The organism is Eikenella corrodens (genome assembly GCF_900187105.1).
Taxonomy (GTDB): Bacteria; Pseudomonadota; Gammaproteobacteria; order Burkholderiales; family Neisseriaceae; genus Eikenella; species Eikenella corrodens.
Map to the genome: position 1 here is coordinate 1,860,317 of NZ_LT906482.1, position 24,110 is coordinate 1,884,426.

Genomic DNA, 24,110 nt, shown 5'->3' on the forward strand with positions numbered 1-24,110 from the left:
ATTTAAGCATCAAACAAAAGGCTACCTGAAAACCAGTAATCGGTTTTCAGGTAGCCTTTGTTTTGTTTCAACTTAAGCTTATAAATGCGGATTGGCCAAGTTTTGTGGCGACAGGATGCGGTCGAGCTCCGCTTCGCTCAAGAGCTGGCGCTCCAGCACCACTTCGCGCACGGTTTTGCCGGTTTGGGCGCAGATTTTGCCTACCAAGTCGCCGTTTTCGTGGCCGATATAGGGGTTGAGATAGGTTACCAGACCGATGGAGTTGAAGACGTAGCGTTCGCAGATTTCGCGGTTTACCGTGATGCCGCGCACGCATTTATCGGCCAACGTAATGGCGGCGTTGCCTAAAAGCGAGATGCTTTCAAACATGGATTGCGCGATAACCGGCTCCATCACGTTGAGCTGGAGCTGGCCGGCTTCGGCGGCGAAGGTGATGGTGGTGTCGTTGCCGATTACTTTGAAGCAAACTTGGTTTACCACTTCGGGAATCACGGGATTTACCTTGGCGGGCATAATCGATGAGCCGGCCTGCATTTCCGGCAGGTTGATTTCTTTCAGGCCGGCACGCGGGCCGGAGGAGAGTAGGCGCAGATCATTGCAGATTTTGGAGAGCTTTACTGCAGTGCGCTTCAGGGCGCCGTGCACCATCACATAGGCGCCACAGTCGGAAGTGGCTTCGATCAGGTTTTCGGTGAGCTTGCAGGGCAGGTCGCTGATTTCGGAGAGTTTTTGCACGGCCAGCGGCGCGTAGTCTTGCGGCGTATTGATGCCTGTACCGATGGCAGTGGCGCCGAGGTTTACTTCCAGCAGCAGTTGGCGGGTGCGTTCGAGGTTGGTTTCTTCTTCTGCCAGCAGCACTTGGAAGGATTGGAATTCCTGGCCGGCAGTCATGGGCACGGCATCTTGCAGCTGGGTGCGGCCCATTTTTAGTATGCCTTTGAATTCATCGGCTTTGGCAGCAAAGGTGTCTTTCAGGTGTGCCAGTTTGCCCAATAGTTCGCCAATGCTGGTGTACACAGCCAGCCGGAAGCCGGTGGGGTAAGCATCGTTAGTAGATTGGCTGGCGTTCACATGATCCATGGGGTTGACGATGTCGTAGCGGCCTTTGGCGTGGCCTAAGGCTTCCAATGCGAGGTTGGCGATCACTTCATTGGTGTTCATGTTCACCGAAGTGCCGGCGCCGCCTTGGAATACGTCGGATGGGAATTGGTCGAGGCAGCGGCCTTTAATCAGCACCTCGTCGCAGGCTTGGGCAATGGCGGCGGCGATTTCGGGCTTGAGTGCGCCCAGCTCGCCGTTGGCTTGGGCTGCGGCTTTTTTCACCATCACCATGCTGCGTACAAACTGGGGTACGTCGGAAATCTTCTGCCCGGAGATTTGGAAGTTTTCCACTGCGCGCAGGGTGTGGATGCCCCAATAGGCGGCTGCGGGGATTTCGCGTTCGCCTAGGAGGTCGTGTTCGGTGCGGGTTGTCATGTTTGGCTATCCTTTGAGTGGGGTAGGGTGGTTAATGCAGGCTGGCGGCAGCGTTAGCCTAGAGATTGCTGATAGCGTACTGCACTATGTTGGGAGAGTGTTGGTTAGTATTCATTGCCAGCAAAATGATAGCAGTTAGTTGCTAGACATGATTGGCGTTAAATCAAAGAGGCTACCTGAAACAGCAAAACGGTTTTCAGGTAGCCTCATCGCGTGTGCTCAACGGAATCAATCAAGCGCCGAGCCGTTCGGCAAATTCATCGGTGGCCTGCACTAGGGCATCGGCGATGGCAGGGTTTTGCGCGTAGTGGCCGCTTTGGATAATACGCAAATCGGCCTGCGGCAGTGCCTGCTTCAAATCCCATGCGCTGCGGGTGGGGGTGCAGAGATCGTAGCGGCCTTGCACGATGATGGTGGGGATATGCTGGATTTTGTGGGCGTTGGCCAAGATGGATTTGTCGCCCTGTAACCACCCTTGGTGCATGAAATAGTGGTTTTCGAAGCGGGCGATGGCCAAGGAGGCTTGCGGGTCTTCGTCCACCGGTTTGGGGTCGAACCAAATCAGCCAGCTTTCCCAATCTGCCCAAGCTTTGGCGGCAGGCAGATGCACGGCGGGGTCGGGCGAATTAAGCATCCAATAATAAGCCTCAACTAATGAACCGGCGCGTTGCTCCGGCGGCACGGCGGCTAAATAGCGTTGCCATTGCTCGGGGTAAATCATGCTTACGCCGCCTTCTTCGCTCAGCCAATTAATTTCAATTTGGCGGCAGAGGAAAATACCACGCAGAATCAAGCCGCGTACACGGTCGGGATAGGTTTCGGCATAGGCGAGAGAAAGGGTGCTACCCCATGAGCCGCCGAATACCAGCCAGCTCTCGATGCCAAGCATTTTTCTTACTTTTTCAATATCTTCCACCAAGTCCCAAGTGGTGTTTTCGCGAGTTTCGGCATAAGGGGTGGATTTGCCGCTGCCGCGTTGGTCGATGATGATGACACGGTATTTTTCCGGATTGAAAAAACCCCGGCAAGCCGGACTAGATCCGGCGCCGGGGCCACCGTGCAGGAAGATAACAGGGATGCCTGCGGGATTACCGCTTTCCTCCCAGTAGATCGTGTGGAGCTCAGATACAGGCAGCATGCCGCTGCGGAGTGGTTCTTGAATCGGATACATAAACTTCTCCTTAATTCAGAATTTGGACAGATATCGGTATTGCCTAACAGATGCTCATCGATACTCCGTTTGCCATCTGTATACAGATGTTCTAAAAAGGAATGATACGACGTTGGCTCGCTTTATGGTTAGCTTACTATCTGCAGCTTGCCGCCTGGTTTCATTCCTATTTGGAACAACTATATAACGGCTCCGGGCATATCGTAAGAATAATCATACACCATTTTGTTTATTTTTTAAATTTCCGTAAAGATTTGTTTTATTTAAATGGTTTAATAGAGTAATGGTTGGGCTGAAATACGCAATAGGTGCGGCTTGGCAGGTAGGAATTATGTGTGGCTAAATAGCTTCATTTACATATGGTGGAGCGCCAGCGTCAGACCGTCAATCTACATGGAAAGCTGCTTCAGCAACATGAGGAAACAAAATAAAAGGCTACCTGAAAATTTAGCTTTGCAGAAACTTTGCTGCGTTGCATTTTCAGGTAGCCTTCTTCTTTGCTTCTGATGCCATATCTTGCCTTGAGCAGAAACCTTTCTTTTTTGATTTAGCACAATAAATTACTTAATAAAGCTAGAATGATTGCGGTTTTCGGTTTGAGTTCTACGTTAATAAGATTTATTTTTATGGTAAACTAAGCAAGAAATAATCAAAATCATTTCTTTCTGTGAGATCTCCAACTTCATTCTAAGAGAGCACAATTATGTCCGTTATTCCTCTCTCCCAGCTGCGCAAAGGCGCAGTTGCGCATATCGATTCCATTGTCCCCAATCCTGTGTTCGGCGAACTCGATGCCTTGGTGTCGCGCCGCTTGGCAGATTTGGGTTTTTCCGGCGGCATGCCTTTGCAGGTGATTGCCGTGGGTGGCTTTGGGCGCGGGCCGTTTGCGGTGCGCTTGGGCAACCAGTCGCAGTTTTCGCTGCGGCATGATGAGGCAGGGAAGATTATGTGCCATTTGGTCGATGCGGAACCATTTGGTCGATGCGGAACAAAAGCAGCCTGCACCTTAAAGGCTACCTGAAAGCGTCAGCTTCAACGAAGTTAAAATGAAAAGGGGCTGACGTAGATTAGCCCTAAATTCCACACCACTCCCGCAAGATTTTAAGCTGCCGGGATGGTGTGCCGAAGTTAAACCGAAATTCGCATTCTTTCAAGAACAGCGGGAAAGATTTGCGATCGATTCCGTTGTACTTGCGTAAGACGCGTTTTGCCTGATTCCAAAAGTTCTCAATGCCGTTGATGTGGTTCTGGCGGTCTGCAAATTCCTTGGAATGGTTGATGCGGTAATGGATAAAACCGCTCACGTCCAACTTGTCGTAACTGCTCAGACTATCGGTATAAACAATACTGTCCGGCATGATTTTCTGTTTGATAACAGGCATCAAAGTATCGGACTTGGCATTATCCACCACAACGGTATAGACCCGTCCGTTGCGTTTCAGAATGCCAAAGACAACCACTTTGCCTGCAGCACCGCGACCACGTCTGCCTTTACGCCGTCCGCCGAAATAGCTTTCGTCCAATTCGACGGAGCCATTGAAAACCTCATCGGCAGCCAAGGCCAAATGATGGCTGATGACCATACGGATTTTGCGGTAGAACAGAATGGCGGAGTTGGGCTGAATGTCTAAAATATCGGCAGCGGAACGGGCGGTAACTTGGAGTACAAAAAATTCAAGTAGTTTCTTTTGAACTCTCTTGCTTAATTTACAATTGGTTATCTGCATTTTTGTAGACTAGCATGACTGCTAATCTACGTCAGCCCCAATGAAAAAGCAGCCTGCAACCCTGCCGACCAAAGTGCAGGCTGCCTGAAACCTGTGCCGCCCGAAAGCAGATTGCACGCGGCAAACAGAAGAAAAACCGAGAAAAATCAAAAAGGAAATACGATGGAACTGAGCTATTTTGCCCTCATCGGCGCGCCGAACTGCGGCAAAACCGTGTTGTTCAACGGGCTGACCGGCGCGCACGCCAAAGTGGCCAATTATCCGGGCGTAACGGTGGACAAGCGCGAAGGCGCGTTTTTGGACGACGAAGCCGTGCGCATTGTCGATTTGCCCGGCACATACAGCCTGCGCACTACCAGCCCCGACGAAGCGGTGGCGAAAGACGTGGCGGTGGGCAAACTCGGCATTCCGCCCGACGCCATCATTGCCGTGGCCGACGCGACCAACCTGCGCATGACGTTGCGCATGATTTTGGAACTGAAAACGCTGAAACTGCCGATGGTGGTGTCGCTGAACATGAGCGACGTGGCACAACGGCGCGGGTTGAATATCGACGCGGCCAAATTGAGCGAACTGTTGGGTGTGCCCGTACTGGAAACCGTGGCCGTGAGCGCATCGGGTGTGCAGGCGGTGCGCGAAGCCGTGGCGCAGTTGCCGCGCAAACGCTCGTTCCCTGCCAACCCCGCCTCCGCCGAACGCACGTTGGACGAATTGGACAGCGACGCGCTTTACCGCGAAGTCGAATCCATTTTGGCGCAAGTCGTGCGCACGGAAATGACCCTGCCCGCCTGGCATAAAAAATTGGACGAAATCGTGCTGCACCCCGTGTGGGGCGTGGTGTTGCTGATGGTCATCCTGTTTATGGTGTTCCAAGCCGTATACACCTGGGCCGCGCCGATTATGGAAGCCATCGAAGGCGGCTTCGGCTGGCTGGGCGAATGGGTGGCCGCCAATATGCAGCCCGGCATTTTGAACGATTTAATCGTGAACGGCGTGATTGCCGGCACAGGCAGCGTGCTGGTGTTCCTGCCGCAGATTACCATCCTGTTCGCCTTCATCCTGCTGCTGGAAGACTCGGGCTATCTGCCGCGCGCCGCATTTTTACTGGATAACGTGATGGCGAAAAGCGGCTTGTCCGGCCGTTCGTTCATTCCGCTGCTGTCCAGCTTCGCCTGCGCCGTGCCCGCCGTGATGTCCGCCCGCACCATCCACGACCCGCGCGAACGGCTGGTGACCATCGCCGTCGCCCCGCTGCTGACCTGCTCCGCGCGGCTGCCCGTGTATGCGCTGATTATCGCCGCCGTTATCCCTGACCGCACCGTGGGCGGGATATTCAACCTGCAAGGGCTGACGCTGTTTGTGCTGTACATTGCCGGCATCCTGTCCGCCGCACTCGCCGCCTACCTTATGAAACGGTTGGCGCGGATTAAGGGCAACGTGCAGCAGTTCCCGCTGTTGATGGAGCTGCCCACCTTCCGTATGCCCAACTTCAAACACATCCTGACCAGCCTGTGGGACAGGGTGAAAGCCTTCCTGAAACGCGCCGGCACGATTATTTTCGCGCTGACCGTGATTCTGTGGGGCTTGGTGAGCTGGCCTGCGCCGCCCGAAGGCGCAACCGGTGCGGCAATTGATTACAGCCTGGCCGGCATGATCGGCCACGCCATCCAGCCGCTGTTCGCCCCGCTGGGCTTCACTTGGGAAATGTGTATCGCCATGATTCCGGGTATTGCCGCGCGTGAAGTGGTCGTGGCCGCGCTGGGCACGGTGTATGCCGTGGGCGCGTCGTCCGAAGACGCGGTGCAGAACGCGCTGATTCCCATCGTCCACAGCAACTGGGGCCTGCCCACTGCCTTCGCATTTTTGGCCTGGTATGTGTACGCCCCCATGTGCGCCGCCACTTTGGCCGTGATTAGGCGCGAAACCAAATCGCTGAAACAAACGGCTATAATTACAGGCTATATGTTCGCACTCGCCTACCTCGCGGCTTTTATCGTGTATCAAATTACTTCAAGGATTTTGTGATGACTCAATATATTATCGTCGCCCTCATCATGCTTGCCAGCGCATTCTTCCTGCTGCGGAAGTTCGTGTTCAAACCCAAAAAAACGAAACACGATTGCAGCAGTGGCTGCGGCAAATGCGGCGGCTGCGGTTAGGCCTGCCGAATAGAAAAGCAGCCTGCACTTCGTTTGGCGGAAGGTGCAGGCTGCTTTTGCATTTTAACTTCGTTGAAGCTGACGCTTTCAGGTAGCCTTTCGGAAGTTTGAGGCTACCTGAAATTTCTAATGCGCCAACAGTCAGACACGGATTTGCGTGAAGGATAGGGTGGCTTGGAAGAAGTATTCTTTGATTTAAAACAACAACATCGCCTTCACGCCTTGCATCGGGGCATGCACTATGGTTTATTTTTCGGTTGAGTAAACAGACAACACCATCCGACCTTATCCAACCTGATGAAAGGAAATACCATGCAAACCATCGCCATCCAATCTCCCGGCAAATACATCCAAGGTGCAGGCCTGTTCGGGCAAATCGGCGCACACGTTTCGCCGTTGGCTGACAACGTAGCCGTGTTGGCGGACAAATTCGTCCTGTCCATCTTGCAGGACAAACTTTCAGGTAGCCTGAATGCGTCCGGCGTGCAGCACACGATTGTGCCGTTTAACGGCGAGTGCAGCCGCACCGAAATCGAACGTGTAAAAAACATTGCCGAACAAAACGGCGCCAAAGCCGTTATCGGCGTGGGCGGCGGCAAAACATTGGATGCGGCCAAAGCGGTTGCCTATTACGCAGGCCTGCCCGTGGTCGTGTGCCCCACCATCGCCTCTACCGATGCGCCGTGTTCCGCGCTGTCCGTGATTTACACCGATGCGGGCGAGTTTGAATCCTACCTGTTCTTCCCCAACAATCCCGAACGCGTGCTAGTGGACACCGAAGTAGTGGCCAACGCACCGGTGCGCCTGCTGGCCGCGGGCATCGGCGACGCACTGGCTACATGGTTTGAAGCGCGTGCCTGCGCCAACAGCGGCGCGGACACCATGGCCGGGGCGAAAGTGTCGCCCACCGCGCTCACGCTGGCCAAACTCTGTTACGAAACGCTGCTGGAAAACGGACGCAAAGCCGTATCTGCCGTAAAAGACAAAGTGGTAACCCCCGCCGTGGAGCGCGTGGTGGAGGCGAACACCTATTTGAGCGGCGTGGGTTTTGAAAGCGGCGGTTTGGCAGGCGCGCACTCGGTGCACAACGGTTTGACCGTGCTGCCCGAAACCCACCACAACCTGCATGGCGAAAAAGTCGCTTTCGGATTGCTGACCCAGCTCATGCTGGAAAACGCAGACAACGCTGAGCTGGAACAGGTCGTAGGATTATGCGTGGATGTCGGATTGCCCGTTACGCTGGCACAAATCGGCGTAACCGAAGGCATTGAAGCCAAAATGCGCCAAGTGGCCGAAGCCGCCTGCACCGAAGGCGACACCATGGGCAATATGCCCGGCAACGTGCAGCCTGCCGACGTGTATGCCGCACTGCTCGCCGCCGACCGCTTCGGCCGTGATTATCTGGCAAAATCCGCGCGTTGAGCTGGATGAGGCAGCTGTTTCGGGCAACCGTGCCGGAAAAGCATGGTTGGTTTCAGGCAGCCTGAAACCTGGCAGCGGGGTGCGCTGTGTCCGTTTCCCAAACCACAAAAAGTCTCAGCCCGGATAAAGCTGCAAAAGCATTATTTTCAGCCATTTCATGAGATTGAGCATTCTTCCTTGAAAAAGCAGCCTGCACTTTAGATGGGTAGGGTGTTTGTGGTGAGAAGGCTACCTGAAAAATTTCAGGTAGCCTTTTTGTTATAAATTGGCTAGTGAAACAGCCTTTCGGATTATGCAATACCGGCGTTGCCACGCCGGTATTTTTTATGCCGTACTCCCAAATTTTCAGGTAGCCTTTAGTCGAATGGAATGGCAATCCATTGTTCAAACATCAATTTCCTATCTCTCCCGCATAACAACGAATTTTACTCTGTAATCCGCTAAAGCTGCTCTCTACGTATGTTAGCAACATTCACCATTAACCATTCTTTAATAAGTATCTTGACCGTTGAAAAGTATATCGCTTAAAGTAGCGCGGATTTGCTATGGCAAATACATTTATTGATTCTTAAATAACTATAAGAAGCATTATCATGAACACCAACCAAACCACCCAGCACGGCGGCAAGCCCGCCGATGTTTACTTTTTCGGCACCTGCCTTTTGGATTTGTTTATGCCGGAAGCAGGTATGGATGCCATCACGCTGCTGGAGCAGCAAGGCATCAAAGTGCATTTCCCGATGGAGCAAAGCTGCTGCGGGCAGCCTGCATTCTCTTCTGGGCACCGCGAAGAAGCGTTCAATGTCGCCAAAGCCCAGCTCACCTTGTTCACCGAAAACTATCCTATCGTCGTGCCTTCCGGCTCTTGCGGCGGCATGATGAAGCACCATTGGCCCAAATTGTTTAAAGGCAGCGAATACGAACAGCGCGCCAACGAATTGGCCGGCCGTGTGGTTGAGTTCACCAATTTCTTGGTCGACATCGGCTACGAGCCCAAAGACGTGGGCGAGCCGGTGAAAGTGGCAGTGCATACTTCCTGCGCGGCGCGCCGTGAAATGGGCGTGCACATTACCGGCTGGAAGCTGATCGACAGTCTGCAAAACGTGGCGCGCATCGTGCACGACCACGAAAGCGAATGCTGCGGCTTTGGCGGCACGTTCTCCGTGAAGCAGTCCGACATTTCCGGCGCGATGGTCACCGACAAAGTGGCCGCGCTGAAAGAAACGCAGGCCACGGAAATCGTGAGCGCGGATGCAGGCTGCATGATGAACATTGGCGGCAAAATCGCCAAAGACGAGCCGAACATGCCCAAACCCAAACACATTGCCACATTCTTGCTGGAACGCACGGGAGGTAAAGCATGAGCGCGCGCGACAATATTCTGGCCAAACTCCGCAAAGCCAACGCCTATCCGATGGCGGAGCCGCAAACTTTCGATTACTACCAAGAAATGTCGCCCGAATGGGAAAGCGAAACCGACCGCCTGCGCCATTGGGCGGCCACCATGCGCGCGGTGAAAACCGAGATTTTCTGGGTGCGCGAAAACGATTGGGAACAAAAGCTGGTGGAAGTGGCGCAGCAAAAAGGCTTGCAAAACATGCTGCTTTCGCCGCAAACCGAACACGGTCGCCGCGCCCAAGAGGCTTTGCAGGCTGCTTCTGTGGAAACGCGCGCCTTCGCCAAACCGATTGACGATTGGAAAGACGAATTCTTTGCCGACGTGCAGGCTGGTTTCACCTCGTCCGTTTGCGGCATCGCCCACACCGGCACGGTGATGATGGTTTCTTCGCCCGAAGAACCGCGCAGCCAAAGCCTGGTTCCCCCCGTACACATCTGCCTGTTCGATACACGTAAAATGTACGACACCTTTCATGCGGCACTGCATGGCGAAGCCTTAATCGATGCCATGCCCACCAATATCATTTTGGCATCCGGCCCGTCAAAAACCGCCGATATCCAATTAACCCTTGCCTTCGGCGCACACGGTCCGCGCGATATGGTCGTATTGGCCATCCTGCCCGAGAATATCGACCCTGCCGATTTGGAGAATGCCACATGAGAACCGAACAAACCGTACACTTCCATCCGCGCCCGGAAACCTTTAAAGCCAACGCGCGCGAAGCCCTGGCCGACAAACCCTTGCGCAAAAGCCTGCGCACGGCCATGGATATGCTGATGACCAAGCGCAAAATGGTGCTGTCGGACGAACAAGAACTGCAAATGCTGCGCACCCTGTGCGAGCACATCCGCCAGCGTTCGCTCTCCAAACTGCCCGATTTGCTGGAGCAGCTGGAAAGCAACCTGACCAAATTAGGCGTGAAAGTGCATTGGGCGGAAACGCCCGACGAAGCCTGCCGCATCATCCACGGCATCATCATGCACCATCAGGGCAAACTGATGGTGAAAGGCAAATCGATGGTGAGCGAAGAAATCGAGCTGAACCATTATCTGGCCGACCGCGGCATTAAAGCCGTGGAAAGCGACTTGGGTGAATATATCGTGCAAATGGCCGGCGAAAAACCGACCCACATCGTGATGCCCGCCATCCACAAAACCAAAGAGCAGGTGAGCGAACTGTTCCACAACAACATCGGCACGCCGCTGACCGACGACGTGGACCAACTCACTGGCTTCGCCCGCCAAGCCCTGCGCGACGTGTACCGCACCGCCGATGTCGGCCTGAGCGGCGTGAACTTCGCCGTGGCCGAAACCGGCACGCTGTGCCTGGTGGAAAACGAAGGCAACGGCCGCCTGTCCACCACCGTGCCGCCCGTGCACATCGCCATTACCGGCATTGAAAAAGTGGTGGCCAAACTGTCCGATATCCCGCCGCTTTATAGCCTGCTGCCGCGCAGCGCCATCGGTCAGAACATCACCACTTATTTCAACATGATTACCGGCCCGCGCCGTTCCGACGAGCTGGACGGCCCGCAGGAAATGCACCTGGTGCTGCTGGACAATGGCCGCAGCCAGGCCTACGGCGAAGAGCAAATGCGCCGCACGCTGCAATGTATCCGCTGCGGCGCGTGTATGAACCACTGCCCGGTGTACACCCGCATCGGCGGCGCAGCCTACGGCACCACCTATCCCGGCCCGATCGGCGAAATCCTGTCGCCGCATCTGCTGGGTTTGGAGCCCACCCGCGACCTGCCCACCGCCTGCACCATGTGCGGCGCATGCGTGGAAGTCTGCCCCGTGAAAATCCCGATTACCGAGCAAATGCAGCGCCTGCGCGAAGAAGCCCAACGTGCGCCCGACGAAGCCGTACCCTATCCGATTAAAGGCCAAGGCGCGTCGCACACCTTGGGCGAGCAGCTGGCTTGGCGCATGTTCGACGGTATCTTCGCCGGCAAAACCGCCTACCGCATGTTCGGTGCGCTGGCCACCAAATTCCGCGGCCTGACCCCGGGCAAACAGCTGACCTGGACCGACAACCACGTGCCGATGAAGCCCGCGCCCAAATCGCTGCACCAGTTGTTGCAAGAAAAACAACAGAAAACTTCCGGCTAAACCGAGTGCAGGCTGCTTTCTGAGCAAATATAACCATAGCGCGGCGCGAAGCCGAAACCGTTTCAGGTAGCCTTTTTCAGGTAGCCTGATGGCGTACGGCAAGCGCTGCGCTCTATGTTCGAATGCTCAAAAAGCAGCCTGCACCCTGTATTTACCGCCTCCCCCTGCCTTCACGGCGTTTTATTGACACACACGGAGACATCATGAGTATCGCCCTTTCCGTCTTTCCCATCTTATTTCTGATTATTTTAATGATCGGCTTCAAAATGCGCGGCGACCGCAGCGCTATCTTGGCTGCGTTGTCCGCTGTTTTGATTGCTATTTTTGCCGTACCCAACGTGAGCGGCTTCGCGCCCCCCACAGGCTACGGCGCCGGATACGTCGGCTGGGCATTTGCCGAAGGTGTGTTGAAAGCCATCTTCCCCATTCTGATTGTGATTCTGATGGCTTTGTTCAGCTACAACGTGCTGCTGGAAAGCAAACAGATTGAAGTGATTAAACAACAATTTACCAACATTTCCAGCGACAAGCGCATTCAGGTGCTGCTGATTGTGTGGGGCTTCGGCGGCCTGCTGGAAGGCATGGCGGGCTTCGGCACGGCAGTGGCGATTCCGGCCGCCATCTTGATTGGTTTGGGCTTCAGCCCGCGCTTCTCCGCGCTCGTATCGCTCATCGGCAACAGCGTGGCCACCGGCTTCGGCGCGGTCGGTATCCCCGTAATTACCTTGGCCAAAGAAGTGTTCGGCTCGGTAGTAACTTCCGAGCAGACCCATGCCATTGCCGGGGACGTGGTGATTCAGCTGGGCTTCTTGATGTTCTTGGTGCCGTTCGTCATCCTGATGCTGACCGACACTTCTAAAAAATACCTCGTGCCCAACATTATCCTGTCGGCCGTGGTTGGCGGCTTGTCGCTGGGCGTTCAGTTTGTGGCCGCTTATTTCATCGGCGCGGAAACGCCTGCCATTTTGGGCAGCATTGCCTGTATCGTCTTCATCGTGCTGTATGCGAAAATGACCGAGAAAAAAGATACGCCTGCCGATAAAGCCATCAGCATGGGGCAAATGGCAAAAGCATGGGCGGTGTACGGCTTCATCCTGTTCTTCATCATCATGGCCAGCCCCTTGTCCGGCCCCATCAGCGCGTTTTTGAAATCCACACTGGTGAGCAAAATCCACCTGCCGATTTATGCGGAAGGCAAATATTTCTCCTTCGGCTGGTTGTCTAACGCCGGCTTGATGCTGTTCTTGGGCGCGTTTATCGGCGGCTTGGTGCAAGGCGTTTCCGCCGGAAAACTGTTCCAAATTCTGGGGCAGACTTTGGTGAAAATGAAGGCTTCTGGCATCACCGTCATCTGCTTGGTGGCCATGAGCGCGATTATGAGCCACAGCAGCATGATTGCCGTGATTGCCAAAGGCTTGGTAGACGCCACCGGCACGTTCTATCCGCTGGTTGCACCGCTGGTGGGCGCCATCGGCACCTTCGCCACCGGCAGCGACACTTCTTCCAACATCCTGTTCGGCAAACTGCAAGCCTCCGTGGCTGACCAACTGGGCATGAATAAATCATGGCTCGCCGCCGCCAACACGGCCGGCGCGACCGGCGGCAAAATTATTTCGCCGCAAAGCATCGCCATCGCCACTGCCGCCTGCGAACAGCAAGGCCAAGAAGGCGCCTTCCTGCGCTCGGCCATGCCTTATGCGATTGCGTATGTGATTATTGCGGGCATTACGGTGTATTGCTTTACTGCATTCGCACTGTAACGTTGTTGGCATCAAAACAGCCTGCACTCTAGTTTGGAGAGTGCAGGCTGTTTGTATGGGAAGGCTACCTGAAAGTTTGCTGGTGCTATGCTATGTAAACTCTCCCCCTAGAGAATCGTTTACTCATGCTGCAAAATATTCACCAGCTGCCCAAACGGATCGCGCACAAAAAAGCGGCGCACGCCCCAAGGTTCAGTAGTCGGCCCATATTCAGGCGTGAAACCAGCATGCTGCATCCGCTCTAATAATTCGTCCAGATTATCCACCTCAATAGACAAATCAGGCACAGGCATGCCAGAACCGCCTTCACTGGCAAAACTGACCTGCACAGACATAGTCGTATCCTGTCCGTAGGTCTGTATCCACCCATGATCCATCAGCAATTCCAATCCAAGCAGGTCATGGTAGAAAGCCTTTGCTGCGGCGGGTTGGGTTGCGTTTATATTGGCCACAATGCGTTTAACGCCCATGCTCAATCCTTATTTTAAAGCGGCTGAATTAATCAGACATCAATATTCAATATGAGTTTCAGGCTACCTGAAAACCCACTCTCAGGCAGCCTGCACTTTTCTAATTACAGCTTCTCTCTAACCCAGCCTTCTGCCGAATCCAGCATCGTGCCGACTTGGGAAGCATCCGTACCGCCGGCCTGTGCCAAATCCGGTCTGCCGCCGCCTTTGCCGCCGACTTGTTCGGCTGCGAATTTGACCAAATCGCCGGCTTTTACTTTGTTTGTCAGCGGTTTGGATACGCCGGCGCACAGGGAGACTTTGCCGTCGTTTACTGCCGCCAAAAGAATCACGGCGTTGTCGGATTTGCCGGTTAAATCGGTAACGATTTCGCGCAGGGCGGCTGCGTCGGCTTCGATTTGGGCGGCGACGAGTTTGGCTGCGCCCAAGTCTTTGGCGTTGTCCAAGAGTTTTGCGCCTGCGTGGACGGCAAGTTCGGCTTTGGCTTTTGCCAACTCTTTTTCCAAGGCTTTGGCGTTGGCGGCGTTGGCTTGGATTTTGGCGAGGACGTCTTTTTCGGTTTGGGCTTTGACTTCAGCGATGATGTTTTTCATCAGACTTTCTTGGTTTTGCGCCCATGCCAGCGCGGCAAGGCCGGTGATGGCTTCTACACGGCGGATGCCTGCGGCGATGCCGCCTTCGCTGATGATTTTGAAGAAACCGATATCGCCGGTGCGGGCGACGTGGGTGCCGCCGCACAGTTCGGTGGAGTAGTCGCCCATGGTGATGACGCGGACGAAGTCGCCGTATTTTTCGCCGAAGAGCATCATGGCGCCAGATTTTTGCGCGTCTTCAATGGACATGGTTTCCACTTTGACGGGCACGTTGGCGATAATCGCGGCGTTGACGCGGCGTTCGACTTCGGCGATTTCTTCCGCGTTGATGCCTTGCGGGTGGGAGATGTCGAAGCGGGTCAGCTCGGCGTTTTGCAGGCTGCCTTTTTGTTCGACGTGCGTGCCCAAAACATCGCGCAAGGCTTTGTGCATCAGGTGGGTAACGCTGTGGTTGCGCATGATGTTGTCGCGGATGTCGTTGTCAATTTCGGCGGATACGGCATCGCCGACTTTCAGACGACCTGAAACGACCGCGCCGAATTGTCCGTGTACGGCGGCTTTGATTTTTTGCGTGTCTTCGACGCGGAAGCGGTTTTCTCCTGCGAAGATAAAGCCTACGTCGCCGACTTGACCGCCGCTTTCGGCGTAGAACGGGGTTTGTTCCAAAACAACCACGCCTGCTTCGCCCACTTGGAGTTCGTCCACGGCTTCGCTGCCTTTGTATAAAGCGATGATTTTGGTGTCTTGGCTGCGTTTTTCGTAGCCTGTGAATTCGGTGTCCGCGCCTGTGTAGTCCAGTTGCGCGTTTGCTTTGAAGTTTTGCGCGGCGCGGGCGCGAGCGCGTTGGGCTTCCATTTCGCGGTTGAAGCCATCTTCGTCCAAGTTGATATTGCGTTCGCGGCAGATGTCGGCGGTCAAATCGTATGGGAAGCCGTAGGTGTCGTAGAGTTTGAAGATGATTTCGCCGTCCAGTTTGTTGCTGCCTTTGGTTAAGGCGTTTTCCAGCAAAGCCATGCCGGTTTCCAAAGTTTGGGCGAAGCGGCTTTCCTCGTTTTTCAGGGCTTCTTCAATTTGCGCTTGTTTCTCTTTCAACTCGGGATACGCATCGCCCATCGCTTTCACCAAATCGGGCACGAGTTTGTAGAAAAACGCCTGTTTCTGACCGAGTTTGTAACCGTGGCGTACGGCGCGGCGGATGATGCGGCGCAGTACATAGCCGCGGCCTTCGTTGGAAGGCATCACGCCGTCGGCAATCAGGAAGGAGCAGGAGCGGATGTGGTCGGCAACGACTTTCAGGCTTGGTTCGTCCATACTGAACGGCGCGCCGGTTTCGCGGGCAACGGCTTTGAGCAGGTCTTGGAACAGGTCGATTTCGTAGTTGCTGTGAACGTGTTGCATCACGGCCGCCATGCGCTCCAAGCCCATGCCGGTATCGACGGACGGTTTGGGCAGCGGGTTCATATTGCCTTGTTCGTCGCGGTTGAACTGCATGAATACGCAGTTCCAAATTTCAATCCAACGGTCGCCGTCTTCTTCAGGGCTGCCCGGAATGCCGCCCCAGATTTCTTCGCCGTGGTCGTAGAAAATTTCGGAGCACGGGCCGCAGGGGCCGGTGTCGCCCATCTGCCAGAAGTTGTCGGACGCGTATTTCGCGCCTTTGTTGTCGCCGATGCGGACGATACGCTCGGCAGGCATACCGATTTCGTTCAGCCAAATGTTGTAGGCTTCGTCGTCTTCGGCGTATACGGTTGCCAAGAGTTTTTCTTTGGGGATGTTCAGCCATTCGGGGGAAGTGAGGAATTCCCAAGCGAAGTGGATGGCGTCGCGTTTGAAGTAGTCGCCAAAGGAGAAGTTGCCCATCATTTCAAAGAAGGTGTGGTGGCGGGCGGTGTAACCGACGTTTTCCAAGTCGTTGTGTTTACCGCCGGCGCGTACGCATTTTTGCGCGGTGGTAGCGCGGTTGTAGGCGCGTTTGTCAAAGCCGAGGAACACGTCTTTAAACTGGTTCATACCGGCGTTGGTAAACAGCAGCGTCGGGTCGTCGTGTGGCACGAGGCTGGAAGAGCGGACGATGGTGTGACCTTTGGATTCGAAGAATTTTAGGAATTTTTGGCGTAGTTCGGAGGTTTTCATGGCGTTTCGGTATCTTTCAAAATAATGATTCGGGCGGCTGGCGCGCTTAACAAAAATTGGGCGTGATTTTACTGCATATTGCAGGTGGCTGCCTACTTGCACGGTGGATGAAAGGGCAGGATTTTCAGGTAGCCTTTTGCTTGCAGGCTACCTGAAAATTGCAAATACGCTTTTCAGGTAGCCTTATTTGCCAGGGCTCAGGCTACCTGAAAAATACCTGCCCAGCGAAGTTGATTTAAATCAGCGCCAAACCGCCGCCTTGCCCGTAGAATGCCCAATATTTGCCCCCAAACAAACGGACACGCCATGCTGTTTGACGACTTCCAGCCCACCCACCACACCAAACCCGCCGCCCAGCCGCAGCCGACCGAGCGCGGCCGAATCCCCGAACTCGTCTGCCCCGCCGGCAACCTGCCCGCCCTGAAAACCGCCGTGGACAACGGCGCGGACACGGTTTACATGGGGCTGAAAGACGCGACCAACGCGCGCAATTTCCCCGGCCTGAATTTCGACCAAAAATCCATCATCGAAGGCATCCGCTACGCCCACGACCGCGGGCGGCAGGTGCTGATGGCCATCAACACCTACGCCCAAGCCGGGCAGGTGGAACGCTGGCGGCGCGCCATCGACACCGCCGCCGATTTGGGCGCGGACGCGGTGATTGTGGCCGACCCCGCTGTGATGGCCTATGCCTGCGAAAAACATCCGAATCTGCGGCTGCATATGTCGGTGCAGGGTTCGGCCACCAATTACGAAGCCATCAATTTAATGAAAGACTTGTTCGGCATCCGCCGCGCCGTGCTGCCGCGTGTGCTGACGATAGACCAAGTGCAGCATGTGATTGAAAACACGGATGTGGAGATTGAAGTGTTCGGCTTCGGCAGCCTGTGCGTGATGGTGGAAGGCCGCTGCATCCTGTCGAGCTATGCCACGGGCGAATCGCCGAATATGCAGGGTGTGTGTTCGCCCGCCAAGGCCGTACGTTGGGAGCAGTTGCCCGACAAAATGAACGTGCGGCTCAACCAGGTGATGATCGACCAGTTCAACAAAGACGAACCGGCAGGCTACCCCACGCTGTGCAAAGGCCGTTTTGAGGTGAACGATGAAACCTATTACGCGCTGGAAGAGCCGACCAGCCTGAACGTGCTGGAAGTGCTGCCGCAGCTTATCAAAATCGGCGTGGCGGCGGTGAAGGTGGAAGGCCGCCAGCGCAGCCCGATGTATACCGCGCAGGTTACGCGCACGCTGCGGCAGGCTTTGGACGCAGCGGCGGCAGACCCCGCACACTACCGCGTAACCCCCGCATGGGACGCGGCTTTGGGCAAGGTGTCCGAAGGCAGCCAAAGCACGCTGGGCGCATATAACCGGCCTTGGAAGTAGTTTCAGACGGCCTCAAGGCCGTCTGAAAGGCTACCTGAAAAAGCAGCTTTAGGTCAGATTCTCGAATCCGACACTTTGATCAATATAAATGTCGGATACAAGTATCCGACCGCTTCCGCCGACAAAGGTGCGGTGCGGATGCGAGCCAAATCAAACGCGGATTGGGTTTGGCGGCGTGAATAAATTTCAAGCAGCCCGAAGGCCGTCTGAAAAGTTTCGGCTGCTTTGAAGGCTTTCGGACGGCCTTTGCCCTATTGCCAGCCGTGGAAAAAGTCAAGTGCCTGCGCCAGCGCGTCGCGGGCGGCGGCCATGTAGTCCTGCGGGTAACGGCGGGCGTTGGCAAACAGTTTGTGCCAGCGGCTTTCCACCGGAAACAGGTAATGCCCCGCGCGGTGGTAGGCGCGTTCGATGATGGGATACCGGAAGCCGCCGTCTTCCAAACGGCTGACGATGCGCCGCACGGCTTCGTATGAAGGCCACATGGTGTCGTCTTCGGCGGAAAGCAGCAGCACCGCGCCTTGGATGTTTTCCACCCGGATGCGTGTTTCCTCCGCTGCACCGACCGCATCGCGGTAGCAGGAGCGCAGACAAAGGCTGCGGGTTTTCACGCAATCCCGCAATACGCGCAGGCGGTTCATGTGAAGCGGGCAATATGGCAGGTCGCACCCCCGCCAGGTGAAGGCGGAACAGTCAAGTAGCTTCCTGCGCGGCGCGGTTTGCAAACCCTGCACGCACACGTCCAGCGGGCTGACGGCGGCCACGCGGCCGATGTCTGGAATCAGGGAGGCGGCCAGCAGGGCCAGTTGCACACCCATGGAAATACCCCACACGCCGGTTTGGCAAAAACCCATTTCCTGCGCCCGTCGCACGGCGGTTTCCACCGTTTCCACGGCAATTTGCGCCAGCCCCTGCGCCAGGTGCGGCTGCCACCAGTAAGGCACGGCCAGCGCAGTCAGACCGTTTTCGGCGAACACGGCGGCATAGGTTTGCGTGAGCGCGTAACTGCCGTCGCTGCCGCCGAGCATGATGACGATGCGGTCGGAAGGCGGCGCGTACCGGCCGCGGTACAGCGCGGCGGTCAGGCCGTCTGAAGCGTAAGACAATATCCGGTCGGGCTGCATGGCTTGCTCCTAAAAACAAAGCGTTAAAGTTAAAGCATTGTCCCACCGTTTTGCGGTAGGGGCTACCTGAAAAACAGTGCGGAAAATAAGAGCATGAAAAAACACATCGAAGACCTGCGCAACGCCCTATACAAACACGACCTGACCGTGGCCGTCGAAGAAGATACCCCTGCCTTCCCCGCCGTGTGGACGCTTGCGCACCCTTATTTCACGCCGCCGAAACCGAACACAATAAGGCCGTCTGAAAAGGAGTCCTATGCACATCACCTTCCCGGAATGGTTTGATGACCTAGCTGAATTTGAAGCCGAGAGCAAAGGTTGCCTGTTGGATTTTTCATTGCATATCAACGGGCAGGATTTTGTTTTTACCTTCTACGATTTGTGCCGCCTCAATCAAACCTATGCCGATGATTCCGCCGCCGATTTTTTAGAAAACGAAGCCGTCGTTGTATTGCAGGCCGTAAACTGGAAAAACATTGCCCGCTTTGCCCAAACGATTTTCAGGTAGCCTCCAGGCCGTCTGAAAAGACAGAAAGACAAAGGAACACCCATGAAACTCTCCCTCGCCCCCATCCAATTCTTCTGGCAGAAAGAAACCCTGCTCGAATTCTACGTCCAAATGCTCGCCAGCCCGCTCGACACCATCTATCTGGGCGAAACCGTCTGCTCCCGCCGCCAGAAAATGCGTTTCGATGACTGGTTCGGCCTTGCTCAAGACCTCGCTGACAGCGGCAAGGAAATCATCCTTTCCTCACAAGTGCTGCTCGAAAGCGAATCCGACCTCAAACGCCTGCGCAAAATCACCGGCCAAACCCAATTTAAAATCGAAGCCAACGATATGGGGGCGGTCAAACTCGCCCGCAAACACGGTATCCCCTTCGTGGCCGGCGCCAGCCTCAACATCTACAACGAAGCCACCCTGCAACTCTTCCAAAACCTCGGTGCATACCGCTGGGTCGCCCCTGCCGAACTCGCCCGCGACAAAGTGGCCGACATCGCCCGCCTTTCAGACGGCCTCGAAACCGAAATCTTCGCCTGGGGCAAAATTCCCTTGGCCTATTCGTCCCGCTGCTTCACCGCGCGGCACTACAACCTAAACAAAGACAGCTGCGAATTCCGCTGCCTCGATCACGAACACGGCCTCACCATGAACACCCGCGAAGGCCAGCCGTTCCTCACCATCAACGGCATCCAAACCATGTCCTACGGCAGCCAATGCCTGCTGCCGCACCACGCCGACATGGCCGCCATCGGCGTAAACATCCTGCGCCTCTCGCCCCAGCTCACCGACATGCCGCGTATCATCGAACTGCACCACGCCTTGCTCGATGGCCAAACCACCCTAGACGAAGCCCTGCCCGAACTCGCCCGCCTATCCACCGGCACACCCGTGGACGGCTACTGGCTGGGTAAACCCGGCATCGAAGCCGTGGAAGCCAACCGCAAAGCCTACGGCATCAACGCCGCCTGAAAGGAAACCATCATGCCCCTGCCCGACATCACCCTGCCGCAATGGTGCGCCCAAATCGGCCGCCGCCTGCCCGCCTTACCGCCGCGTTTCGCGCTGGTTAAAACCCTCAACCTCATGCTCCAACGCGGCCTGTTGCCCGCCGACATGAGCCTGTTTGACGGCCGCACCTTCGAAATCGACGTGCTCGACGCGGGCATCACCGTGCGCTTCACCGCCGATAGCGAACGCTTCCTCGACCGCCGCTTCGAAGGCACACCCGACCTCCGGCTGGCCGCCAACGGCGTGGATTTCTTGCGCATGATGCTGCGCGAAGAAGACCCCGATACCCTGTTTTTCAAACGCAAACTGCAAATCGAAGGCGACACCGAATTGGGGCTGATCACCAAAAACCTGCTCGACAGCGTGGAATGGCCGTTTGCCGAGCAGTTGGTGAAATGGCAGGAAATGTTTGAATAGGCGCCCGTGGGGCGCTGCCGATTCGTTTGAACCGTGTTGAAGCCAAGTCTTTCAGGTAGCCTGCCATACTTGCCTGAGGCAGCTGAAACGATAGGCTACACCGCAGCAGCACGATAAACTGGTATGGCTGTGCCGACACTGTCGCAAGAGAAGTTTTCAGGTAGCCTGTGCTGGCTTTAACCAGGGCTACCTGAAACATACAAATCATAATTTGAAAGTAATCCAATTTGAAAAGGGAACCACTATGGCGCAATCCGTATTTGTGGAAAAAATCGAGCAGGCCTGCCATAAGAAGGAGTGGCTGTTTGAGCGCAGCAAGTCGAAGTATGCGCTGCGTTCGCTGATTGCCGGCATGCTGCTCACGCTCACGCCGGCCACGGGTGTGATTGCGGCGGATGTGCTCAACACTGTACACCCTTCGCTGGGGCGTTTTGCTTTCCCGTTTTTCTTCTCGTGGGGGCTGGTGTATATCCTGTTTCTCAATACGGAGCTCACCACTTCCAATATGATGTATCTCACGGCCGGCACCTTTCTCAAAAAAATCAAATGGGAAAAGGCGCTGATTATTTTACTCTACTGCACGGCGTTTAATTTAATCGGTTCGATTTTCACCGCCTGGCTGTTCAACCAAACCAGCGCGTTTGCCCATATTTCGGCGGATGGCTATTTGGCCAATATGGTGGGGCACAAGCTGGAGCGGCCAAACGGCTTGGTGCTGGCGGAGGGGATTTTTGCTAATCTGTTTGTGAACGTGGCGGTGGTGGCGTATCTGTTGCTGAAGGAACAGGCGGCGAAGATTGCGGCGGTGTTTGCGGCGGTGTATATGTTTGTGTTTTTGGCCAACGAACACGTGGCGGCGAACTTTGCTTCATTTGCGCTGGTGGGCTTCAATCAGATTGCCGATAGCGTGTCGCATTTTGAAGCGCTGAATATCCTGCGCCATTGCAGCGTGGCTTTTGTGGCAAATTGGATCGGCGGCGGGCTGCTGATTGGTGTGCCGTATGCGTTTTTGAATGAGGATGAGGGAGAGTATGTGGATTAGGGTTTGATGTGTTATCCCAATAGAGTGGATGAAAATGAAGAATGGGAGACGGTGGCAAGCCGCACAAGTACGGCAAGGCGAACCAACACCGCAGCATTCTTTTTCCATTATAAAAATTTCAGGTAGCCTGTTTTCCGTTAAACAGGCTACCTGAAATTTTGCGCATACCAGATGCGGAAAACTATTCGGCGGCGGGCATTTGGAAGTGGCAGCGGGCCACCACGATGGGTTTGGCGGGGTCGGACTGCCAGGCTTCCACCGCCACGTTGGCAATTCGGCTGCCTTGGCGGGTGAGGGAGCAGCGGGCGTAGGTGGTTTCCGGCTTGCCGCTGCGCAGGTAATCGATCGATAAATCGATCATCTTGGGCAGCTCGGCAAGGCCGGCCTGGCGGTAGAGGAAGAGCACGGCGCAGCTTTCGATGAAGCCGCCGAGCATGCCGCCGTGCAGGGCGGGCAGGAAGATGTTGCCGATGTTTTCCCGTTTGTAGGGCAGAGCAAACAGGGGATGGCCGTTGGATTCGCCGCATTGCAGGCCGATGAAGCCGTTGTAAGGGATGAGCTCGGCGGCCTCGGCGGTGAGCTCGGGGGATAGGATAAAAGGGGTGCTCATGCTTGCAACAACTCCTGTAGCTTGGCTTGTTCTGCGGGGGAGAGCGGGGTGCGCATGAAGGTGGCCATGCCCAAGGCAAAGGGGTCGGAAGGGTCTTCTTGGTAACAGCTGCTGCGCACGAAGGCCACTTGGCCGGCCAGGCGGTAGCATTCGGCGCGGCCGTAGATGAGGCGGCCGGGGGTGGCGGGGTGCATGTAGTCGATGCGCATATCGAGAGTGGCGAGGATTTCGGCGCTGGGCAGCTGGGCGGTTACCGCGCAGGCGGAAACCATATCGACCAGTGTGGTGATGGTGCCGCCGTGGATGATTTGGGTGTCGTGGCGGCCAACGAGGTGGGGCTGCCAGTCGAAACTGAGCACGGGGCGGCGGGCGCGGATGCCTTCGTAGCGCAGGCCGATGGCGCGGGAATGGGGAAGGTCGAGGAAGTGTTGGCTGAGAATGCGGTAGAGGGCGGAATTGGCAGGCATGGCGGTTTCGATTTGGAGCAATATATTTTCAGGTAGCCTTTAGGAGGCGGAGGGTGTTATTGTTTGACTGGCAGGAGGCCTTGTCAAGGCTGGCTGAAAACCGTATTGCTGTATGTGCAGCCAGCCTTGCTATTGGTTTTCATCATCGCCTTCGCCTTGCAGCACGGCGGTTTCGTCTGCTTCACCAGGCAGTTGCACCAAAATATCGCCAAAAGCGCCGTCTTCCTGCGTGAGGCGCACCAGCCCTTCTTTCACCAGCTCCAACAGGGCGATAAAACTCACCACCACTTGTGCCACACCGCTTTCCGGCTCAAACAATCGGCTGAAGCGGCAGCTGCCGTCTTGCAGACGGCGCAAGATGCGGCTCATGGTGGCACGCACGGAAAGGGCTTCGTTTTCCTGTACCACCGTGTGGCTGTGGCGTTGGCCGGCGCGGGAGAGGATGGCGAGCCAGGCTTGGGTGAGGTCGGCCAGCCGCACTTCCGGCAGCTTGGCGGCGGTGGCGATTTCCAGCGGCAGATACGCCCAGGCGAAATCGCGGCCGACGCGGGGCAGCGCGTCTAAACCTACGGCGGCGAGCTTCATTTGCTCGTAGGCCAAGAGGCGGCGCACCAATTCGGCGCGCGGGTCGGCAATGTCTTCATCTTCGGCGGCGGGCGGCGCGGGCAGGAGCAGGCGTGATTTGATTTCAATCAGCACCGCCGCCATCAGCAGGTATTCCGCGGCCAAATCCAGGTTTTGCTCGTCCATTTGCGCGATATAGGCCAGATATTGCTCGGTGAGTTTGAGCATGGGAATATCCAGCACATCGATGTTTTGCTTGCGGATAAGATAAAGCAGCAAATCGAGCGGGCCTTCAAAACTGTGCAGCACCACCTGCAGCGCATCGGGCGGGATGAAAAGGTCGGCGGGCAGGTCGGTAACCGGCTGGCCGAACAGCGTGGCGATGCCGGGGCTGCTCGGCATATCGGGCGGGGAAGCGGGCATGTTTCAGGTAGCCTTTGGCGGGCGTGGAAAGCAGGGATTATAGTGGATTTTATCAAGAGCGGTTCGCTACTCCAAAAGGCTACCTGAAAGCAACACACGGCTTGAAAGCATCAGCCAAGCGGCGCATACTGGCTGCATTTCCCACATCAGAATAA

General features: G+C 55.7%; 24 protein-coding genes. 14 read left to right on the forward strand and 10 right to left on the reverse strand.

Annotation, left to right across the window (positions count from 1 at the left end; all coding sequences use genetic code 11):
* Positions 1-78: 78 nt before the first annotated feature.
* Both aspA and pip read right to left on the reverse strand, forming a co-directional pair.
* Entirely contained in the window at positions 79-1,476 is a 1,398-nt protein-coding gene (aspA, locus tag CKV94_RS09420; protein WP_003821785.1) for an aspartate ammonia-lyase, read from the reverse strand.
* A gap of 232 nt (positions 1,477-1,708) precedes the next feature.
* Positions 1,709-2,647: a prolyl aminopeptidase gene (gene pip, locus CKV94_RS09425; protein WP_003821784.1), complete on the reverse strand. Its 939-nt coding sequence runs from the start codon at positions 2,645-2,647 to the stop codon at positions 1,709-1,711.
* 703 nt (positions 2,648-3,350) lie between these two features.
* On the opposite strand from pip, the gene CKV94_RS09430 reads away from it, so the two are divergent.
* The gene (locus CKV94_RS09430) at positions 3,351-3,668 is read left to right on the forward strand and encodes a FeoA family protein (RefSeq protein ID WP_003821781.1); all 318 of its coding nucleotides are present in this window, start codon (positions 3,351-3,353) and stop codon (positions 3,666-3,668) included.
* A gap of 52 nt (positions 3,669-3,720) precedes the next feature.
* Here CKV94_RS09430 and CKV94_RS09435 read toward each other — a convergent pair whose 3' ends face one another.
* Positions 3,721-4,374, reverse strand: coding sequence for an IS1595 family transposase (locus CKV94_RS09435; protein WP_095114614.1), 654 nt, complete (start codon positions 4,372-4,374; stop codon positions 3,721-3,723).
* A gap of 162 nt (positions 4,375-4,536) precedes the next feature.
* Between CKV94_RS09435 and feoB the strand changes: the two genes are divergently transcribed.
* The 3 genes from feoB to CKV94_RS09450 all read left to right on the forward strand — a co-directional run bounded on the left by feoB (position 4,537) and on the right by CKV94_RS09450 (position 7,955).
* The gene (gene feoB / locus CKV94_RS09440) at positions 4,537-6,399 is read left to right on the forward strand and encodes a ferrous iron transporter B (protein WP_035579697.1); all 1,863 of its coding nucleotides are present in this window, start codon (positions 4,537-4,539) and stop codon (positions 6,397-6,399) included.
* On the forward strand, positions 6,399-6,533 hold the full coding sequence (locus tag CKV94_RS09445; protein ID WP_003821776.1) for a FeoB-associated Cys-rich membrane protein: 135 nt from the start codon (positions 6,399-6,401) through the stop codon (positions 6,531-6,533). The genes feoB and CKV94_RS09445 overlap by 1 nt, the downstream gene beginning before the upstream one ends.
* Positions 6,534-6,845: 312 nt before the next feature.
* Positions 6,846-7,955, forward strand: a complete 1,110-nt coding sequence (locus tag CKV94_RS09450) for a glycerol dehydrogenase (RefSeq protein WP_035579694.1) — start codon at positions 6,846-6,848, stop codon at positions 7,953-7,955.
* 52 nt (positions 7,956-8,007) lie between these two features.
* Here the strand turns inward: CKV94_RS09450 and CKV94_RS11240 are convergent, their stop codons facing one another.
* Positions 8,008-8,343 (reverse strand): hypothetical protein, encoded by a 336-nt coding sequence (locus CKV94_RS11240; RefSeq protein ID WP_153716635.1) that lies wholly within the window; start codon positions 8,341-8,343, stop codon positions 8,008-8,010.
* Positions 8,344-8,548: 205 nt separating this feature from the next.
* Here CKV94_RS11240 and CKV94_RS09455 point away from each other — a divergent pair, with 205 nt between their 5' ends.
* From CKV94_RS09455 to CKV94_RS09470, 4 genes are all read left to right on the forward strand, one after another.
* Entirely contained in the window at positions 8,549-9,319 is a 771-nt protein-coding gene (locus CKV94_RS09455; protein ID WP_003821772.1) for a (Fe-S)-binding protein, read from the forward strand.
* Positions 9,316-10,014, forward strand: a complete 699-nt coding sequence (locus CKV94_RS09460; protein ID WP_003821771.1) for a LutC/YkgG family protein — start codon at positions 9,316-9,318, stop codon at positions 10,012-10,014. The genes CKV94_RS09455 and CKV94_RS09460 overlap by 4 nt, the downstream gene beginning before the upstream one ends.
* On the forward strand, positions 10,011-11,465 hold the full coding sequence (locus tag CKV94_RS09465) for a LutB/LldF family L-lactate oxidation iron-sulfur protein (protein ID WP_003821770.1): 1,455 nt from the start codon (positions 10,011-10,013) through the stop codon (positions 11,463-11,465). The genes CKV94_RS09460 and CKV94_RS09465 overlap by 4 nt, the downstream gene beginning before the upstream one ends.
* Positions 11,466-11,668: 203 nt before the next feature.
* Positions 11,669-13,225, forward strand: coding sequence for an L-lactate permease (locus CKV94_RS09470; protein ID WP_035579692.1), 1,557 nt, complete (start codon positions 11,669-11,671; stop codon positions 13,223-13,225).
* A gap of 119 nt (positions 13,226-13,344) precedes the next feature.
* Here CKV94_RS09470 and CKV94_RS09475 read toward each other — a convergent pair whose 3' ends face one another.
* Together CKV94_RS09475 and alaS are read right to left on the reverse strand one after the other, a co-directional pair.
* A complete protein-coding gene (locus CKV94_RS09475) occupies positions 13,345-13,695 on the reverse strand; it encodes a VOC family protein (protein ID WP_003821768.1) in 351 nt (116 codons plus the stop codon).
* A gap of 104 nt (positions 13,696-13,799) precedes the next feature.
* On the reverse strand, positions 13,800-16,421 hold the full coding sequence (gene alaS / locus CKV94_RS09480; protein WP_003821766.1) for an alanine--tRNA ligase: 2,622 nt from the start codon (positions 16,419-16,421) through the stop codon (positions 13,800-13,802).
* Between the two features lie 270 nt (positions 16,422-16,691).
* Between alaS and ubiU the strand changes: the two genes are divergently transcribed.
* Complete coding sequence (gene ubiU / locus CKV94_RS09485; protein WP_223417300.1) at positions 16,692-17,801, forward strand: ubiquinone anaerobic biosynthesis protein UbiU; 1,110 nt, start codon at positions 16,692-16,694, stop codon at positions 17,799-17,801.
* 251 nt (positions 17,802-18,052) lie between these two features.
* Here the strand turns inward: ubiU and CKV94_RS09490 are convergent, their stop codons facing one another.
* Entirely contained in the window at positions 18,053-18,922 is an 870-nt protein-coding gene (locus tag CKV94_RS09490; RefSeq protein ID WP_003821763.1) for an acyl-CoA thioester hydrolase/BAAT C-terminal domain-containing protein, read from the reverse strand.
* Between the two features lie 93 nt (positions 18,923-19,015).
* Here CKV94_RS09490 and CKV94_RS09495 point away from each other — a divergent pair, with 93 nt between their 5' ends.
* The 5 genes from CKV94_RS09495 (at position 19,016) to CKV94_RS09515 (ending at position 21,891) form a co-directional block, all read left to right on the forward strand.
* Positions 19,016-19,207, forward strand: coding sequence for a hypothetical protein (locus tag CKV94_RS09495; RefSeq protein ID WP_003821761.1), 192 nt, complete (start codon positions 19,016-19,018; stop codon positions 19,205-19,207).
* Positions 19,179-19,430 carry a hypothetical protein gene (locus CKV94_RS09500; RefSeq protein ID WP_003821760.1) on the forward strand — a complete coding sequence of 84 codons (252 nt, stop codon included), beginning with the start codon at positions 19,179-19,181 and terminating at the stop codon, positions 19,428-19,430. The genes CKV94_RS09495 and CKV94_RS09500 overlap by 29 nt, the downstream gene beginning before the upstream one ends.
* Before the next feature lie 42 nt (positions 19,431-19,472).
* Positions 19,473-20,393 carry a U32 family peptidase gene (locus tag CKV94_RS09505; RefSeq protein WP_003821759.1) on the forward strand — a complete coding sequence of 307 codons (921 nt, stop codon included), beginning with the start codon at positions 19,473-19,475 and terminating at the stop codon, positions 20,391-20,393.
* 12 nt (positions 20,394-20,405) lie between these two features.
* Positions 20,406-20,849, forward strand: coding sequence for a ubiquinone anaerobic biosynthesis accessory factor UbiT (ubiT, locus tag CKV94_RS09510; RefSeq protein ID WP_003821758.1), 444 nt, complete (start codon positions 20,406-20,408; stop codon positions 20,847-20,849).
* A gap of 244 nt (positions 20,850-21,093) precedes the next feature.
* Positions 21,094-21,891 carry a formate/nitrite transporter family protein gene (locus CKV94_RS09515; RefSeq protein WP_003821757.1) on the forward strand — a complete coding sequence of 266 codons (798 nt, stop codon included), beginning with the start codon at positions 21,094-21,096 and terminating at the stop codon, positions 21,889-21,891.
* 181 nt (positions 21,892-22,072) lie between these two features.
* Here CKV94_RS09515 and CKV94_RS09520 read toward each other — a convergent pair whose 3' ends face one another.
* The 3 genes from CKV94_RS09520 to CKV94_RS09530 all read right to left on the reverse strand — a co-directional run bounded on the left by CKV94_RS09520 (position 22,073) and on the right by CKV94_RS09530 (position 23,955).
* Positions 22,073-22,501, reverse strand: coding sequence for a PaaI family thioesterase (locus CKV94_RS09520; RefSeq protein WP_003821754.1), 429 nt, complete (start codon positions 22,499-22,501; stop codon positions 22,073-22,075).
* Positions 22,498-22,968 (reverse strand): PaaI family thioesterase, encoded by a 471-nt coding sequence (locus CKV94_RS09525; protein WP_035579848.1) that lies wholly within the window; start codon positions 22,966-22,968, stop codon positions 22,498-22,500. Before CKV94_RS09525 ends, CKV94_RS09520 begins: the two co-directional genes overlap by 4 nt.
* 129 nt (positions 22,969-23,097) lie before the next feature.
* Positions 23,098-23,955 (reverse strand): segregation and condensation protein A, encoded by an 858-nt coding sequence (locus CKV94_RS09530; RefSeq protein ID WP_050754424.1) that lies wholly within the window; start codon positions 23,953-23,955, stop codon positions 23,098-23,100.
* Positions 23,956-24,110 lie beyond the last annotated feature (155 nt).

What these genes read in the sequence shown, in the direction of transcription:
- aspA (WP_003821785.1), bottom strand. Translation starts at nt 1,476, where the DNA reads ATGACAACCCGCACCGAACACGACCTCCTAGGCGAACGCGAAATCCCC.
- pip (WP_003821784.1), bottom strand. Translation starts at nt 2,647, where the DNA reads ATGTATCCGATTCAAGAACCACTCCGCAGCGGCATGCTGCCTGTATCT.
- CKV94_RS09430 (WP_003821781.1), top strand. Translation starts at nt 3,351, where the DNA reads ATGTCCGTTATTCCTCTCTCCCAGCTGCGCAAAGGCGCAGTTGCGCAT.
- CKV94_RS09435 (WP_095114614.1), bottom strand. Translation starts at nt 4,374, where the DNA reads ATGCAGATAACCAATTGTAAATTAAGCAAGAGAGTTCAAAAGAAACTA.
- feoB (WP_035579697.1), top strand. Translation starts at nt 4,537, where the DNA reads ATGGAACTGAGCTATTTTGCCCTCATCGGCGCGCCGAACTGCGGCAAA.
- CKV94_RS09445 (WP_003821776.1), top strand. Translation starts at nt 6,399, where the DNA reads ATGACTCAATATATTATCGTCGCCCTCATCATGCTTGCCAGCGCATTC.
- CKV94_RS09450 (WP_035579694.1), top strand. Translation starts at nt 6,846, where the DNA reads ATGCAAACCATCGCCATCCAATCTCCCGGCAAATACATCCAAGGTGCA.
- CKV94_RS09455 (WP_003821772.1), top strand. Translation starts at nt 8,549, where the DNA reads ATGAACACCAACCAAACCACCCAGCACGGCGGCAAGCCCGCCGATGTT.
- CKV94_RS09460 (WP_003821771.1), top strand. Translation starts at nt 9,316, where the DNA reads ATGAGCGCGCGCGACAATATTCTGGCCAAACTCCGCAAAGCCAACGCC.
- CKV94_RS09465 (WP_003821770.1), top strand. Translation starts at nt 10,011, where the DNA reads ATGAGAACCGAACAAACCGTACACTTCCATCCGCGCCCGGAAACCTTT.
- CKV94_RS09470 (WP_035579692.1), top strand. Translation starts at nt 11,669, where the DNA reads ATGAGTATCGCCCTTTCCGTCTTTCCCATCTTATTTCTGATTATTTTA.
- CKV94_RS09475 (WP_003821768.1), bottom strand. Translation starts at nt 13,695, where the DNA reads ATGGGCGTTAAACGCATTGTGGCCAATATAAACGCAACCCAACCCGCC.
- alaS (WP_003821766.1), bottom strand. Translation starts at nt 16,421, where the DNA reads ATGAAAACCTCCGAACTACGCCAAAAATTCCTAAAATTCTTCGAATCC.
- ubiU (WP_223417300.1), top strand. Translation starts at nt 16,692, where the DNA reads ATGCCCAATATTTGCCCCCAAACAAACGGACACGCCATGCTGTTTGAC.
- CKV94_RS09490 (WP_003821763.1), bottom strand. Translation starts at nt 18,922, where the DNA reads ATGCAGCCCGACCGGATATTGTCTTACGCTTCAGACGGCCTGACCGCC.
- CKV94_RS09495 (WP_003821761.1), top strand. Translation starts at nt 19,016, where the DNA reads ATGAAAAAACACATCGAAGACCTGCGCAACGCCCTATACAAACACGAC.
- CKV94_RS09500 (WP_003821760.1), top strand. Translation starts at nt 19,179, where the DNA reads ATGCACATCACCTTCCCGGAATGGTTTGATGACCTAGCTGAATTTGAA.
- CKV94_RS09505 (WP_003821759.1), top strand. Translation starts at nt 19,473, where the DNA reads ATGAAACTCTCCCTCGCCCCCATCCAATTCTTCTGGCAGAAAGAAACC.
- ubiT (WP_003821758.1), top strand. Translation starts at nt 20,406, where the DNA reads ATGCCCCTGCCCGACATCACCCTGCCGCAATGGTGCGCCCAAATCGGC.
- CKV94_RS09515 (WP_003821757.1), top strand. Translation starts at nt 21,094, where the DNA reads ATGGCGCAATCCGTATTTGTGGAAAAAATCGAGCAGGCCTGCCATAAG.
- CKV94_RS09520 (WP_003821754.1), bottom strand. Translation starts at nt 22,501, where the DNA reads ATGAGCACCCCTTTTATCCTATCCCCCGAGCTCACCGCCGAGGCCGCC.
- CKV94_RS09525 (WP_035579848.1), bottom strand. Translation starts at nt 22,968, where the DNA reads ATGCCTGCCAATTCCGCCCTCTACCGCATTCTCAGCCAACACTTCCTC.
- CKV94_RS09530 (WP_050754424.1), bottom strand. Translation starts at nt 23,955, where the DNA reads ATGCCCGCTTCCCCGCCCGATATGCCGAGCAGCCCCGGCATCGCCACG.